Source organism: Arthrobacter sp. yr096 (genome assembly GCF_900108925.1).
In the GTDB taxonomy this organism is placed as follows: domain Bacteria; phylum Actinomycetota; class Actinomycetes; order Actinomycetales; family Micrococcaceae; genus Arthrobacter.
Genome location: NZ_FNYI01000008.1, coordinates 1 through 14,709, shown reverse-complemented (window position 1 = coordinate 14,709; position 14,709 = coordinate 1). Strand labels below are relative to the sequence as shown.

The window sequence follows — 14,709 nt, the reverse complement described above, 5'->3', positions numbered from 1 at the left end:
ATCTTTGAATGAAAAGAGGGCGCCCGGGGCGAATATTACGCAGGGCGTCCGGGAAGTTTTGAGGCAAATGAACGTTCGGCTTTAGTGGAGAACGACCATCCCAGCGAATCAGAGGGCGACCATCCCTTGAGTCGCAACGCTGCAACTCCAGGCATGGAGATTTCCCATGACGACTGCCGTACCCAAAATTTCACACACCACTTCGGACGCGACGGCCTCTGAAGCAGGGCTGCTTGACGCGCCCGGCTCCCCTCACGGCTCAGCGGGATGGTCCTCGACTGAGCCCACGGACGGCGCAGTGCACGGCGCTGATTTGGGCGAGCGGGCGCGTCACAGCGGTTTTGATGAGAGCGGTTTTGATGACAGCGGATCAGCGGTGGCGTTCTGGGAAGAGCAGGCACGCCGCTTGCACTGGGATGAGCCGTGGCACACCGCCCACACGTGGACTCCCACGGATGTTGAGGCGGGCCAAGGCCCCCGGATCAGCTGGTTCGACGGCGGCAAACTGAACGTTGCGTACAACTGCGTGGACCGGCACGTGCTTGCCGGCAGGGGTGACAAGGTAGCTCTGTTCTTCGAGGGTGAACCCGGTGACCGCCGAGCCATCACCTATGCGGAGCTGCAACGGGAGGTATCCAAAGCCGCGAATGCGCTCCTGGAACTCGGCATCACCCAGGGCGACCGCGTGGTCATCTACCTTCCGGTGATCCCCGAGACCGTGATCATTACTCTGGCGGTAGCCCGCATCGGAGCCATCCACTCACTCGTTTTCGGCGGTTTCTCTGCCGAGGCACTGCGTTTCCGGGTGGAGGACACACAAGCCAAGCTCCTGGTCACCACGGACGGACAGTTCCGACGCGGAGTGGCTGTGCCGGTGAAAGACAACGCCGATGCCGCGGTGTCCGGTGACAATGCCATCGAGCATGTGCTGGTCATCAACCGCACCACCCCGGCCGCGGACCTGGCCACCGTCAGCATGGAGGAAGGCCGCGACGTCTGGTGGCACGACGTCGTTGACTCCGCCTCGGACGTTCACGAGCCTGACGCTTTCGACGCCGAGACTCCCCTGTTCATCATGTACACCTCCGGGACCACGGGTAAGCCCAAGGGCCTGGTCCATACTTCGGGCGGCTATCTCACGCAGGCCTCGTGGAGCTTCGAGTACCTTTTCAGCAACCCGGAACCCTCGTTGCGGGAAAGCGACGTGCATTGGTGCACGGCTGACCTCGCATGGGTCACCGCCCACACCTACGAGATCTACGGCCCCCTCTCCAACGGCGTCACCCAGGTGATCTTCGAGGGCACGCCCAACACCCCGCATCCCGGCAGGCACTTCGAGATCATCGAACGCTACGAGGTCACCCAGTACTACACCGCACCCACGCTGGTCCGCTCCCTGATGGGTTGGTTCCCCGATGGCGTTCCGGAAAGCTACGATTTCTCCTCCATTCGCGTTTTGGGAACCGTGGGAGAAGCAGTGAACCCCGAGGCCTGGCGCTGGCTCCGCGACAACATCGGCGGGGGTACTGCTCCCATGGTGGACACGTGGTGGCAGTCCGAAACAGGCGCCACCATCATGTCCCCCGCCCCCACGGACACCGAGTTCAAGCCAGGCTGCGCCGCACGGCCACTTCCCGGTGTGAGCACGCGGGTGGTTGATGAGACCGGAGCCCTTTCGGAGCCTGGTGTTCAAGGCTTCATCGTGGTGGACCGCCCGGGCCCAGCCATCGCCCGGACCGTGTGGGGCAACCCGCGCCGCTACTTCGACTCCTATTGGAGCCAGTACGCGGAGCACGGTTGGTTCCTTGCCGGGGACGGCGCCAAATACGACTCCGACGGCGACATCTGGATCCTTGGGCGAGTAGACGACACCCTCAATGTCTCCGGCCATTTGCTGTCCACCATCGAGATCGAGTCCGCCCTGGTGTCCCATCCGGAGGTGGTGGAGGCCGGGGTCTGTCCGGTGGCTGATCCCACCACCGGGCACGCCGTCGTCGCGTTCGTCGTGCTCCGACAGGGCTCCGGTCTCGTTCCCGCCCACGTCGCCGCGAACCTGCGCAACCACGTGGCCAAGGAGATCGGCCCCATCGCCAAGCCGCGCGACGTCGTCGTGGTGGCTGACGTACCCAAGACCCGCAGCGGCAAGATCATGCGCCGGCTGCTGACCCAACTTTTTGAGGGGACCGCCCTGGGCGATACCACCTCACTTCAGAACGAACCGGCAATTGCCGGCATCCAGGACGTCCTGCGCGAGCGGGCCCTAGTAAAGGAAAATTCATGACTGAGATCAGCAACGTCGCACGACTCTCCGAGCCGCTCAAGTTTGCCTATTGGGTTCCCAACGTGTCCGGCGGTTTGGTGGTGTCCACCATCGAGCAGCGCACTGGTTGGGACTTCGACTACAACAAGAAACTGGCGCAGATTGCGGAGAACTCCGGCTTCGAATACGCGCTGACCCAGACCCGTTACGCCGCTTCGTACGGCGCGGACAAGCAACACGAGGCAACGTCCTTCAGCCTCGCGCTCCTCGCTGCGACCGAGCGACTCAAGGTCATCGCCGCTGTCCACCCGGGCATGTGGCACCCCGGCGTCCTGGCGAAATACATCATCACCGCGGACCACATTTCCAACGGCCGCGCCGCCGTGAATATTGTCTCGGGCTGGCTCAAGAGCGAGTTCACCAACTTCGGCCTCGAATGGCTGGAGCACGATGAACGTTATGTCCGCACCGAGGAATTCATCAAGGTGCTCCGCGGCCTGTGGACCGAGCAGGGCTACAGCCAGGGCGGCAAGTATTACAACATCACTGACTTCACGCTGAACCCGGCACCCGTTGACGTTCCCGGCCGCGCCCATCCGGAAGTCTTCTTCGGTGGAAACTCGACGGCGGCACAGGCCACCGCCGGCCGCGTCGCCGACTGGTACTTCTCCAACGGCAAGGACCTTGAGGGCTTCAAGGAGAACATCGCCGGCGTTGTGGCAGCATCCGGCGAGACGAAGCGCGGCACTGAGGGCGCACTGTCCTTGCCGAAGTTTGGTCTCAACGGCTTCGTGATCGCCCGCGATTCGGAGAAGGAAGCCCGTGACACTCTTCGCGAGATCGTGGAGAAGGCACACAAGCCCGCAGTTCAGGGTTTCCGGGACGCCGTGCAGGAAGCCGGCCCGTCCACCAAGGATGGCAAGGGCATGTGGGCTGACTCCACGTTCGAGGACCTGGTCCAGTACAACGACGGTTTCAAGACTCAGCTGATCGGCACACCGGAGCAGATTGCCGAGAGGATCGTGGAGTACAAGAAGATCGGCGTGAACCTGTTCCTCACCGGTTACCTGCACTTCCAGGAAGAAGTGGCTGCCTTCGGCCAGGACATCCTGCCGATCGTCCGCGAACTGGAGGCAGACCTTGCCCGCAAGAACGGCACCGAGCTGGACCTCTGCTCCACACCCGTTGCCGAGTCGGTGGCCGTCTGATGGCTGACCGCACCTTCGGTTTCCGCACCCGCGCCCTGCACGCCGGCGGCACTCCCGACGCCGAGCATGGCGCCCGCGCAGTCCCGATCTACCAGACCACGTCCTTCGTCTTCAAAGACACCAATGATGCCGCCAACCTCTTCGCGCTGCAGAAGTACGGCAACATCTACTCGCGCATCGGCAACCCCACCGTCGCGGCTTTCGAAGAGCGCATCGCCTCCCTTGAGGGCGGCATCGGGGCGGTAGCAACGGCGTCGGGAATGGCCGCCGAGTTCATCACGTTCGCCGCGCTGACGCAGTCCGGCGACCACATCGTGGCGGCTTCCCAGCTCTACGGCGGCACGGTCACGCAGCTGGACGTGTCCCTTCGCCGCTTCGGCGTGGACACCACGTTCGTGCCCGGAACTGACCCGGCGGACTACGCCACCGCCATCCAGGAGAACACCAAGGCGCTGTTCGTCGAGGTGGTGGCCAACCCGTCGTCGGAAGTCCAGGACCTTGCGGGGCTGGCCAAAGTAGCGCACGACGCCGGTATCCCCCTGGTGGTTGACGCCACCTTGAGCACGCCTTATCTGGTGCGGCCGTTCGAGCACGGCGCCGACATCGTGATCCATTCAGCCACGAAGTTCCTGGGCGGACACGGCACCACCCTGGGCGGCGTGATCGTGGAGAGCGGACGCTTCAACTGGGGCAACGGCAAGTTCCCCATGATGACCGAGCCCGTGCCCTCCTACGGAAACGTGTCCTGGTGGGGCAACTTCGGCGAGTACGGCTTCCTCACCAAACTGCGCTGCGAACACTTGCGAGACATTGGCCCGGCGCTCTCACCGCTGTCCGCCTTCCAGCTGCTGCAAGGCGTCGAAACACTCCCCCAGCGCCTGGACGAACACCTGAAGAACGCACAGGCCGTGGCCGAATGGCTCGATGCCGATCCTCGTGTTGCCTACGTGAGCTACTCAGGTTTGCCCTCACACCCGCACTTCGAACGAGCACAAAAGTACCTGCCCAAGGGCCCGGGTTCGGTGTTCTCGTTCGGCGTTGCCGGTGGACGCGCGGCCGGCCAGAAATTCATCGAATCCTTGCAGCTGGCCTCGCACCTGGCCAACGTGGGCGATTCGCGCACCCTAGTGATCCACCCCGGCTCCACCACGCACCAGCAGCTCAGTGCCGAACAGCTTGAGTCCGCCGGTGTCCCCGAGGACCTGGTCCGCATTTCGGTGGGTCTGGAGGACTTGGAGGACATCCTTTGGGATTTGGACCAGGCCCTGACCGAGGCCCAATCGGCTGTTTCCTTGGTTGATGAAGAACCCGCGGATGCCTGCACTGTTGGCACCCAAACCGTAGGAGCGAAGGCATGAGCACCGCAGAACGCACGTGGGACGGCCCATCTGCTCCGGAACGCCTGGCGCTCCTGCGCGAGGCCAAATCCATCGCCATTGTTGGGGCCTCAGACAAACCGTCCCGGGCCAGCTACTTCGTGGCCACCTACTTGCAGTCGTCAACGCGCTACAAGGTGTACTTCGTGAACCCTGTGGTCAAGGAAATCCTGGGCCAGCCGACGTACGCTTCACTGGCCGATCTGCCCGAGTCCCCGGACATCGTGGACGTGTTCCGCAAGCACGACGACCTCCCCGGAGTGCTGGACGAAGCCGTCGCCGCAGGGGCCAAGACCTTGTGGCTACAGCTTGGTTCGTGGCATGAGGACGTTGCCCGCGACGCCGAGACCGCGGGCCTCAACGTGGTGATGGACCGCTGCGTGAAAATCGAGCACGCCCGCTTCCATGGCGGACTCCACCTGGCCGGCTTCGACACCGGCGTGATCTCGTCCAAGCGCCAGGTCCTCGCCTAGGGCCAACAAGCCAAATAGTGCTTCTAGCGCCCTGTGCGCTTCAACCACTGCTTCCACTTATCGATGGCGCTCTGGAATTCTTCCTCTGCGCGTCGCTCACTCAACGCCGGAGACCACTGCCCGGGCTTGTTGCCCTGCGCGCCGTGAGCTGGCTTGGCAGGCGTAGCCGCGGCAGCTTTCGACGAGTCCGGTTTTGGGGCCTCCGGCTTTGTGTCCGGACGCGACGGCAGCACTTGGGTTGGTTTGTCCTGGCTCGCCTTGTCCTGGGACGCCGTTTCCTGCGGGTCCTTGGCAGTCTTGTGGGTGGCGTCGGCAGGGGCTGGAGCGTTGGGGGCGGGCGCTGCCGGGATTGCCTGTGCCTGTGCCTGTGCCTGTGCGGAGTTTTCGGCTGGGGCTGCGGGCGCGGGTACGGGGATCGACGCAGCTTCCGAGGCGGACGGAACCGCAGCAGGATTCACGGCCGGAGCCGCCTCTGTTGTGATCCTTGGAGCGTCCGGAGCGGGAAGTTCAGGAGTTGCGACGGCCGGCTGGAACCTGCCCACCAATTCATCAATGAACGACGGGTTCCGGGTGAAGCCCGAGCTCGCGGCGGCAACGCCGCTCACCCCGAGTCCCATCGCTGCCACCACGGCAACACTGACCACGGCGGTGCGGTGCTTGTGGCGCCAACGGCGCTTGGATAGTTCGTCGTGAGGGCCAGCCAACATCGCGGCCAGTTCAGCGCTGGGTGCTGGAACCGGCGCATTGGCCATGGAACCCAGTGACAGGAGCGTTTGCCGGACGTCCGAGGCGTCAGCGAGATCGGCGTCGAGCATGAGCTCGTCCACGATTGCTTCGCGTTCTGTATCCCTGTATGTCATGACGACACGTATTCCTTTACTGCCGAATGCTCACGGAGCGTAATAAGAGCCCGCCGTTGCAGCTGTTTCACTGCGCCCGCGGTTTTCCCCATGATTTCGGCTACCTGCTCAACCGTGAGTCCAGCAACGATGCGGAGGGTCAAGACTTCCCGCTGATCATCGCCGAGGTGGTCCAGGAGGGCCATCACCTCCAGAGGAGCCAGCCGCATCATCGCCTCAGCCTCGGCAGAACTCGATTCGCGTGTATCCCGCTCGGGCTCGAACTCATGGTGTTCCGGTGCCCGGCTGTGCTTCCGATGCTCGTCCACCATGCGCGCATGGGCTACCGAGAATATGAAAGTCCGCAGTCCGGATACGCCACCGCTCAGGTCGTCCAACCGCGGAAGGACCGCAAGGAAAACATCCTGCGTAACTGCTTCGGGATCTGACACACCTTTGGCAGTCAAATACCCGAGAACCTGCCCCGCGTACGCCTGATAGACGGCGCTGAACAGTTCCGCGTTATTGCCCTTGAGTGCACTCAGCGCTTCATCGGTCAATGCGTCGGTCACAGTTATGGGACTTTCGATCGGCGGCAGGTCCGTGGCTTGATAGCCAGGCCACCCGCCATTTCTCGACGGATAACCCCACCAAGGGTAACTGCTCTGCCGGGCCATCCATAGGAAGGCCCGCTTGTCCGTCAGAAAACTCCTCTGAACAAGGAAGAGCCGAGCTGGAACATGATGGGGGACAAATTCCAGCTCGGCCCTTTCAATGACGTAATCGTCGGGGGACGCCAAAGGGTTACGCCGGGTACGAACTTTTTTGAAAAGTTTTTTCGCGCGTACTTTCCGGGCGCCATTCAGCGTCGCAGGAACCCGCGCGGAGCTGACTTTCAAGAGCGTAATTCAGAGTCCCCGGAAACCGCGCAGAGCTGACTTTCCTGGCGCAAGGCGGGATCCAGGCTCCTCGCTCCTGGCTCCTGGCTTCCGGCTCCTGGCTCCTGGCTCCTGGCGTTCAAGGATGCCTACGTTCTGGAGGGCCGATGCCCCGGTAGCGGTGGGGCTTTGGATGTGTAGGTGTGGCCGGTGGGTGTTCGGATTTCGAGGGTGTGCCTGCCACCGGGCATGGTCTTGGTTTTGGTTTTGGTGGTCCAGCCGGGGTTTTCTTTGGTGTGGTTGCAGGCTTCGCAGAGGCCGGCGCCGTTGGCCACGGTGGTGGTACCCCCTGTGTGCCAGGGGATGATGTGGTCGATGTGGCGGATGGGCGCGTCGCAGTAGGGGGTGCGGCAGGTATCGTCCCGGGTTTGAATGAAGCGTCTGAGTCGTGGTGGGAAGAGCCGGGCTTTGGAGTCCATGCTCAGGAGCTCGCCCGTTCCGGGTGCTGTGTAGAGCCGGCGCAGCCACACGGTGAACTCATCATCCTGCGTGGAACTGGAGCCGGAGCCGGAACTGGAGTCAGGGTCGGGGTGCTGGCCTGGCCCGGGTCGCCGGCCAGCTGAACCGGCATGCGTGGCCGCAGCTACCCGCACGCCCCCGGGATCAACCTGCGCACCCGTGGCTTGAAACCCAAGCCCTGGTTCCTGCACCCCCGCAGGCACCTGCCGGTGCGGCGCTTCCTGAAGCGTCGCACGCTCCTGCCTGTTTGGGGTCTGGTTGCCGGTACAGAGGAGTGTTCTGGCCCATTCGGCGGGGACGATTCCGTAGCCTTTGAGGCGGGCTGGTTCACTGTCGCCTTGAAACAAGGTGCGGTCGGTCATGACGAGGTCCAGGTTGATCCCGGCGATCCCGCCGGGTGTGCCCGTGACCCGTTCGATGAGGGTGTCGGCCATGACCTGCCCACGGCTGCGGGGATCGCCGGTGGAGCGGGCGGTGTCGGCGGCGCGGGTGAGCGCCGCATACGCGGCGACGCCTTGGGCGACGGGCAGCAGTGCCGTGAGGTAGGTCATGGTGTCCGGTGCCGGGCGCAGACTGACCGTCCGTTCGCTCGCGGCATGGCTCGCCCGCTGCGCGACGGAGCGTGGGTCACGCCGGTACGCGGCGGCTTTCACGGCGGCGATGATGGACCGGTCGCCTTTGCCGTCGAATGTTCCGGTGTCGGGGGCGAGTTCTTCATCCACCGCGCACCGGTCCTCCACAGACAGGCACGCTGTCTCTTTCACGAGTAGCGTGGCGCGCCATTCGTTGAGCTGGCCTGATTCCAGGGCGGCGAGGGTGCGGGGCATCTCCACTACCAACGCTTTCGCCAGGCCGAGCAGCCGGGAGCCCGGGTTCGGGGATTCCCTCCGCGCCAACGCCAGCTGAGCGCCCACCCCCTGGCCGCGCTCAGACACAGGCACACCCGCCGCAGCGTGTTCTTGCCGTTGCGCGAGGTCGAAGGCCACAGCTATCCGCGCCTGAAGGCCGGTAATGGCGGACTTCATGTCCTCCAAGGCCCGCAGTTGATTGATCAGATCAGCGCTGACGGTGCGGGGCGAAGGAGGAGCATCAACGACAGGCTCCACGGCTGACACAGTGCCTGAAGCCGTGCTGGAAACGCGGGGTGAAACTAGGGAAGGCGACGGCGCACGGACCAGCGCAGCAGCTGGCGCCGCACCCGCTTTGTGTTCCCTTATCTGCTCCATGCTCACACTCTGCCAGCAGGCACCGACATTATTAGCGCATGCATTTCCAGGCTCCGCTTCCCAGCGTCGCGATCCGGACTCCAGCTTGTTCTGTCCCACCTCACGCGACAGGTACACCCCAGCCCGGCCCAGCCACCACAGGCACCGCACGGCCGGCGAACAACGCAACAGCTACCGCCGCACCGGCTACGACGGCGTCTGGGAAGTATCAGGACGGCGTCTGGAAAGCATCAGGACGGCGTCTGGGAACTACGCGTCAGGAGCCTCGGTCGGCGCTTCGTACCCCTCAGGAATCGTCGGCACGCCCGCGTCCAGTGCCCCTGTAAATACGCGGGCAGACCTCAACTTGCTGCCTTCGCCGGATAGTTTCACGTGCAACCTTTCGGCGGTGACAACAGGCGTTTGGTGAAGGCGCCTGTTCCCCACCGTCATCCCCTCAACAAGGGTGCCGTCGTCAGTGGCAACTGTGTGATGTGTTATCCGTTGACCCGAGTCCAGGTCCTCCACGAGTTCGAGGTGATTGAACGTGACAGCAGCCGGAAAGCTCAGGGTGGCTCCGCCGTCGTGGTTTTCCAGCGTTGCGTCCACGGCGCCGGAGAGGCGACGGTCCAGCTCTGCCTTCCATTCCTTAAGGACCCTGAGGTCCTCGTCCGGAAGAAGCCCCCGGGTGTCCGGAGGCAGGTTCAGAAGGAGGTTCGCGCCCATCCCGACGGACTGGTAGTAGATGGCCAGCAGGTGCTCGGTGGTCTTGGGCTGGTCGTCGGGGTGCCAGAACCAGCCGCGGCGAATGGAAACGTCGCATTCGGGCGGCAGGTAGCTTTCCGCGCCGAGCTCCGAGCTCGATTCCGTGTACTGGGTATCAGCGGTGCGCTCCACGACGTAGTTGACGGGATCTTCGGCCAGTCCATTCTCATTGCCTACCCAACGGATGGTGGGCTGGCCCATGTTGAAGACCATGGCTTCCGGCTGGTGTTCGTTAACAACGGCGATGATCCGGTCCCAGTGGTACTCGCGGCCCACCGACCCTGCGCCGTCGAACCAGAGCTCCATCAGGGGCCCGTAACCAGTGCAGAGCTCGGTGAGTTGCTGGATGTAGAAATCGTCGTAAGCCGCGGGATCACTGTAGGACTCAGCGTTGCGGTCCCACGGAGAGAGGTAGAGCCCCAGACCGATCCCCTGCTCGTGGCAAGCTTTGGCAACTTCCCTGACGACGTCGCCGTCGCCACCCAGCCACGGCGATGACGCGACGGAGTATTCCGTGGTGGCCGACGGCCAGAGACAGAAACCATCGTGGTGCTTGGCCGTCAGGATCACATACCGGGCGCCGGCCTCTTTGGCCGCGCGGACCCAGTTGCCGGCGTCGAGTTCTGTCGGGTTAAAACCCGACGCCGGGATGGTGCCATCGCTCCACTCCTTGCCGGCAAAGGTGTTGATGCCAAAGTGGATGAAGACGCCGAACTCCAGCTGCTGCCAACGGAGCTGGGCCGGTGTTCCAATAAGGTGCGTCACTGTGCGCTTTCCTGTCCGTGAATGAGCCACTGCGCCGTCTGGATGATGGCCTGGTCACCGTGCTCTGCTCTTAGGCCGGCAATGTCCGAACGCGTCACCGCGGCGCCCTCGAAGAGACTCACTATCGCAGCCGCGATGCCACGCGCCTCCGCCCCTTGGAGGTCGCTCCTCCCCCGCCGGACTACGCCCTCTACGTGCGCTGCGTACTGTGCGTAAAAGGATCGCAGGGCGGAGGACGCCTGCTCGTCGGAAGACGCCAGAGCCCAGATCTCGAGGTGCATTTTCACGTCCTCAAGATCCGAGTGCTCCTGGAGCAGCGCAGTGAGCAGACGGTGGGAATCGTCCCGGGTCAGGCCACCGGCCGCCTGGGGATCGAGATCGAGTCCAGCCACCTCTGCGAGCCGCTGCAGCGAGCGGTCCAGCGTCCTTTCGAGCACGGCCCGGATGAGGTGGGCGCGGGTTGGAAAGTAATGCTGCAGGTGTCCGATCCGTACGCCGGCGGCCGCAGCAAAGTCCCGCATCGCGGCGTTTGCGTTGCCTTTGGTGACCAGCACTTCTTCTGCAGCGTCAAGGAGCGCTGCCTTCCGCAGGGCGCCCTTGCTTTCGGTCATGACCTCAATATTGTCACACCGCACGATTCCAGTTTCGCCAGCTGGGCCGCCGGATCGGCGACTGTTTCGGGGAAGGAAACACCCGGATTCACACCGTCCCGGAGCACGGAGTGAAGACCCAGAAAGCCACCCACGGCAGTCAGATGTGCTTGGCCTTGAGGATCGGAAATGACGGCCGTCCTCGCTCCCCCCGGGCCTGCCACGTCAACCCGGAGATGCGCAGTTCCACCCGATCCGGGTGAATACAAAAGGGCACGCCGCAGCGGAGCCCACCGCTCGCCGCTACCCCAGCGGAACAGTCCCACCGCCCGCGCGGCAAGCAACGCCGTCGTCGATGTGTGTGAACTAAAGCCGATCCTCGTGGACACTGAGCCGGCGCCAAGAGTGATGGGCAGGGTGAATTGCTCCGGAGTGTCCAGACGGGCCACTTTGGTGCGGTGCCCGGCGATATCAACCCAGCGCGCCTCGCTCAGGGGACTTACGACGGCGGCCTTACCGCCTTTGCGTACTTCAAAGTCCAGTCCCAGCCGGTCAATGAAATCAACGGAGTCGGCGCCGGCCCGGTCATTGGTGTCGTAGCGGATGGCGATATCGATCTGATCGGCGCCGCCTACCTCCTGGGCGAGTGCTGCCGCCACGATGCTGGTCACCCCGCCCATCCATCCAGAGCTGAGCAGAACGGGTGCTTCCGGCTGCAAGTGAGCGGCCTGCGTCATTGCCCTGGTGACGCGGCTGGTCCAACGGGTGACGTCCACATACGGTATTCCGGCCTGGACAGCTGCGCGGAGCACTCTGTCATGGGGGTCGTTGACGGCGCTGATCACTGCCCTGACCCGGGCTTCAAAGGGCTCCTGTTGGCTGAGGTCCCACCGTTTCAGAGTGACGTTCTCCGTAGCCAGATGGAGTCCACGGTCCGGGCTTCTTCCCGTCAGGATGAGGGGCCATTCCTGGGAGGCGAGCTGAGTGAGGGCTGTGCCGACGGTGCCGTATCCGCCGACAACAAGTACGGGACCGCTGGTATCGAGTCGCAAGTTATCGTTCATGAATCCGATTCTAGGTCATATGACCTAAAATTAGTTGATCGGTTCACGTGCGGACCGACGGCGAGTAGGCTGCAGCTACCCACCGAGTTTCATTAGGGAGAGACGATGACGCTTCCTCCGAGCCATGAACCCGAGCCGTTCCCTCCGGACCCGGGCCCTGTGCTGCCACCGCCGGATCCCACGACGCCCTTTCCGCCGAGCCCCATTCCGGGCCCCAATCCCACGCCGGGTCCGTCGGTTCCCGATCCAGGCCCGGTACCCCCACACCCGGACCCCACTCACTAGCGGACCGGCTCAGGCAGGCCGGGCAGCAGCCTGCCTTCGGGCCCGGGATTGCTTTTCCGGGTCCGGCGCGAACCGAAGAGTGGCGATGCTTCCAGTTGGCCACCGCTTTTTCACGTACACAAAAACCAGCGCGATGATCAGGACGCGCGCGAGCATCCCGGGAATACCACCCTCGGGACCATAGGCGCCGCCGTTGAGGATCTCCGGGCCGGACGAGGTGGAGCTGAACCAGCCCGGTACAACATGGCCGCTGATCGGAAACCCGAACAGTCCTTGGGACATGTTCCATCCCAGATGGAGTCCGAACGGAAGCCAAACGCTGCGGGTGGTCAGGAATGCGACGGCATAGATGACCCCACCGAGTCCTGTACCAAACGCGCTGACAAGCGTCGCGCCGTCGTTCCCCAAGTGCCCCGCACCAAAGAGCGCGGCCGTCGCCAGCACGGCGATCCACCGCCCGTGCCGGAGGCGTGACAGCACTATGGCCACTCCACTGAGCAGCAGAACACGGAACAACAGCTCTTCAAGTGCTGCCGCTCCGAGCAACGGGACCAGTACTTCGTTGGCGAACGAAGCCCACGTGAGAGTGCCTGGCTGGACCGACACCGCCCCCAGGAACATCTCGACGACGAACACCAGCCCTATCGCAACGAACGTGATCGCTAGACCGATGACCACGTCTATCGGCAGCCACCTGTTGAACGTCAGGCCGAGACTACGAAGAACCGGCTTGCGCTTGCCCAGGTAGTAACTAAGGGCAAAGATCCCAAAGCCGAGTGCAAGCACATATGTGAAGACGCTGAAAGCCAGCGAAGGGGTCATTTGTCCAGCTCCATGGCGGCCTGCTTCCGGGTAGTAGACGGCGGACAGGGCCCTGTCAGAAAGTTGGCCGTGGCCCTTTCGGCCTCAATGTAGCAACGATATGGTTCTCTCAGCCAGAGCCTCCGGCCTGATTGGCTCATGGCAGCTACCAGCCGCTTCGATTCTTAGCCTGGCGCACCAAAGGGGTTTCGGATGGACGAGTCAACGAGTGTTCCCGCTGTAGATGAGCGCAGGAAGCGGTTCGGCCGCGTTATGGAACGGGATGATGGCCGTGATGTGCCGTTCTATGACGGCCGGCCCGTGGAAGTCGCCACGTGGAAATGGATTGTCATCATCCTTGCTTGCATGGTTGGATTTGCCGCGCTGGTTCTGCTTCCCCAAACCACCAACGTCATTGCGCTGCTCCCCCGGATACTGTTCGTTGCCATCCCCTTGGCCGCGTTCATCTGGCTCACAGGGCCCTTCTGGAAATCGATCTTCCACAAGCCGACGGGCGCGGATTACCTCGCCATGGTGATCTTCTGGCTCGCCAACCTGGCCATCAGCTTCGTGGTGGGCATCTTCGTCTCGTCCTTTTTCGGCGCCAACGCCAACAAGGCCACTGACGGGATCCTGGAACGCGGACCCGGCGAAGTAGTGGCCTTCTACGTCGGAACCGGCATCCAGTTGCTCGGCGAAGAGGTCTTCACCATCCTGCCGTTCCTGGCCGTCATGTATTGGCTGTACACCAAAGCGAAACTGAAGCGCACAACGGCGCTGCTTTTGGCCTGGGTGATCACAGCACTGTGGTTCGGCGCAGCCCACCTGCCAACCTACGGATGGAACGTCGCCCAAGCCCTCCTGGTTATCGGCACCGCACGGATGGTGTTGACGCTGGCCTTCATTCGGACAAAGAACATTCTTGTGTCCACCGGAGCACACGTGCTCAACGACTGGGTGTCGTTCAGCCTGGTCCTCCTGGCTGCTGCGGGTGCAGGAGCCTGAGGGCTCCGAAGCCTTAGGCCACCGCCCTCTTGATAAGTTCCACGATCTTCGCTTCGACCCCCGGAGTGATTTCAGTAAGGGCGAAAGACGTGGGCCACATGGCGCCGTCGTCGAGCTTGGCGTTCTCCTCGAATCCGAGCGTCGCGTAGCGGGCCTTGAACTTATGTGAACTCTGGAAAAAGACGATGTTCTTCCCGTCCAGTGCGTAAGCCGGCATTCCGTACCAGGTCTTGGGCGTGAGCTGTGGGGCGTGCTCCTTGACAAGGGCGTGGAGCCGCTCCGCCATGGCCTTGTCCCCTTCAGGCATCTCGGCGATCTTGGCAAGGACGTCAGCCTCCCCGTCTGCCGCGGAGGCCTTCTTACGTGGCGCCTTCTTCAGTTCCTGGGCGCGCTCCTTCATGGCCGCGCGCTCTTCCTCCGTGAAGCCGTCGTAGGACTTGGTCTTGTCAGTGGTTCCGGTGTCAGCCATGGCAGGCCCCTCTTCTCTGCTGGATCTCTTGCGGATACCCCAACGCTACGGCGCAATGGCAGTGTGGGCTTCTCCGAAACTGCTCAGTTTTGAAGGGGCTGTGGGGGCTGCAGGAGTCTTGAGGTTTTCCTGAGGAACTGTTGCGGGTTTGCAGGATGGGTTCTTGATTCTGGCCCGGCACAGTAGTTCTCATCAGCCAGAGAGGCT

The 14,709-nt window shown here is 63.3% G+C and carries 13 protein-coding genes; 5 read left to right on the top strand and 8 right to left on the bottom strand.

Annotated features, from left to right (window positions below; genetic code table 11):
• Positions 1-166: 166 nt before the first annotated feature.
• From acs to BMY91_RS18365, 4 genes are read left to right on the top strand one after another with little or no spacing between them, the layout of a single operon-like run.
• Positions 167-2,281, top strand: coding sequence for an acetate--CoA ligase (acs, locus tag BMY91_RS18380; RefSeq protein ID WP_090824568.1), 2,115 nt, complete (start codon positions 167-169; stop codon positions 2,279-2,281).
• The gene (sfnG, locus tag BMY91_RS18375; RefSeq protein WP_090824566.1) at positions 2,278-3,468 is read left to right on the top strand and encodes a dimethylsulfone monooxygenase SfnG; all 1,191 of its coding nucleotides are present in this window, start codon (positions 2,278-2,280) and stop codon (positions 3,466-3,468) included. Before acs ends, sfnG begins: the two co-directional genes overlap by 4 nt.
• Positions 3,468-4,826 (top strand): O-acetylhomoserine aminocarboxypropyltransferase/cysteine synthase family protein, encoded by a 1,359-nt coding sequence (locus BMY91_RS18370; RefSeq protein ID WP_090824565.1) that lies wholly within the window; start codon positions 3,468-3,470, stop codon positions 4,824-4,826. Before sfnG ends, BMY91_RS18370 begins: the two co-directional genes overlap by 1 nt.
• Entirely contained in the window at positions 4,823-5,317 is a 495-nt protein-coding gene (locus BMY91_RS18365) for a CoA-binding protein (RefSeq protein ID WP_090824563.1), read from the top strand. Before BMY91_RS18370 ends, BMY91_RS18365 begins: the two co-directional genes overlap by 4 nt.
• Before the next feature lie 23 nt (positions 5,318-5,340).
• Here BMY91_RS18365 and BMY91_RS18360 read toward each other — a convergent pair whose 3' ends face one another.
• The 7 genes from BMY91_RS18360 to BMY91_RS18325 all read right to left on the bottom strand — a co-directional run bounded on the left by BMY91_RS18360 (position 5,341) and on the right by BMY91_RS18325 (position 13,049).
• Entirely contained in the window at positions 5,341-6,177 is an 837-nt protein-coding gene (locus tag BMY91_RS18360; RefSeq protein WP_090824561.1) for a hypothetical protein, read from the bottom strand.
• Positions 6,174-6,728: an RNA polymerase sigma factor gene (locus tag BMY91_RS18355; protein ID WP_090824560.1), complete on the bottom strand. Its 555-nt coding sequence runs from the start codon at positions 6,726-6,728 to the stop codon at positions 6,174-6,176. The genes BMY91_RS18360 and BMY91_RS18355 overlap by 4 nt, the downstream gene beginning before the upstream one ends.
• 455 nt (positions 6,729-7,183) lie before the next feature.
• Positions 7,184-8,779 (bottom strand): HNH endonuclease, encoded by a 1,596-nt coding sequence (locus BMY91_RS18345; RefSeq protein ID WP_090824556.1) that lies wholly within the window; start codon positions 8,777-8,779, stop codon positions 7,184-7,186.
• Between the two features lie 249 nt (positions 8,780-9,028).
• The gene (locus tag BMY91_RS18340) at positions 9,029-10,288 is read right to left on the bottom strand and encodes an alpha-L-fucosidase (protein ID WP_090824554.1); all 1,260 of its coding nucleotides are present in this window, start codon (positions 10,286-10,288) and stop codon (positions 9,029-9,031) included.
• A complete protein-coding gene (locus BMY91_RS18335; RefSeq protein ID WP_090824551.1) occupies positions 10,285-10,899 on the bottom strand; it encodes a TetR family transcriptional regulator in 615 nt (204 codons plus the stop codon). The genes BMY91_RS18340 and BMY91_RS18335 overlap by 4 nt, the downstream gene beginning before the upstream one ends.
• Complete coding sequence (locus BMY91_RS18330) at positions 10,896-11,942, bottom strand: saccharopine dehydrogenase family protein (RefSeq protein WP_090824549.1); 1,047 nt, start codon at positions 11,940-11,942, stop codon at positions 10,896-10,898. Before BMY91_RS18330 ends, BMY91_RS18335 begins: the two co-directional genes overlap by 4 nt.
• Before the next feature lie 294 nt (positions 11,943-12,236).
• Positions 12,237-13,049, bottom strand: coding sequence for a CPBP family intramembrane glutamic endopeptidase (locus tag BMY91_RS18325; protein ID WP_090824548.1), 813 nt, complete (start codon positions 13,047-13,049; stop codon positions 12,237-12,239).
• Between the two features lie 192 nt (positions 13,050-13,241).
• Here BMY91_RS18325 and BMY91_RS18320 point away from each other — a divergent pair, with 192 nt between their 5' ends.
• A complete protein-coding gene (locus BMY91_RS18320; protein ID WP_090824546.1) occupies positions 13,242-14,033 on the top strand; it encodes a CPBP family intramembrane glutamic endopeptidase in 792 nt (263 codons plus the stop codon).
• A 13-nt stretch (positions 14,034-14,046) separates the two neighbouring features.
• Here BMY91_RS18320 and BMY91_RS18315 read toward each other — a convergent pair whose 3' ends face one another.
• Positions 14,047-14,502 carry an iron chaperone gene (locus tag BMY91_RS18315; RefSeq protein ID WP_090824544.1) on the bottom strand — a complete coding sequence of 152 codons (456 nt, stop codon included), beginning with the start codon at positions 14,500-14,502 and terminating at the stop codon, positions 14,047-14,049.
• Between the last annotated feature and the right edge of the window lie 207 nt (positions 14,503-14,709).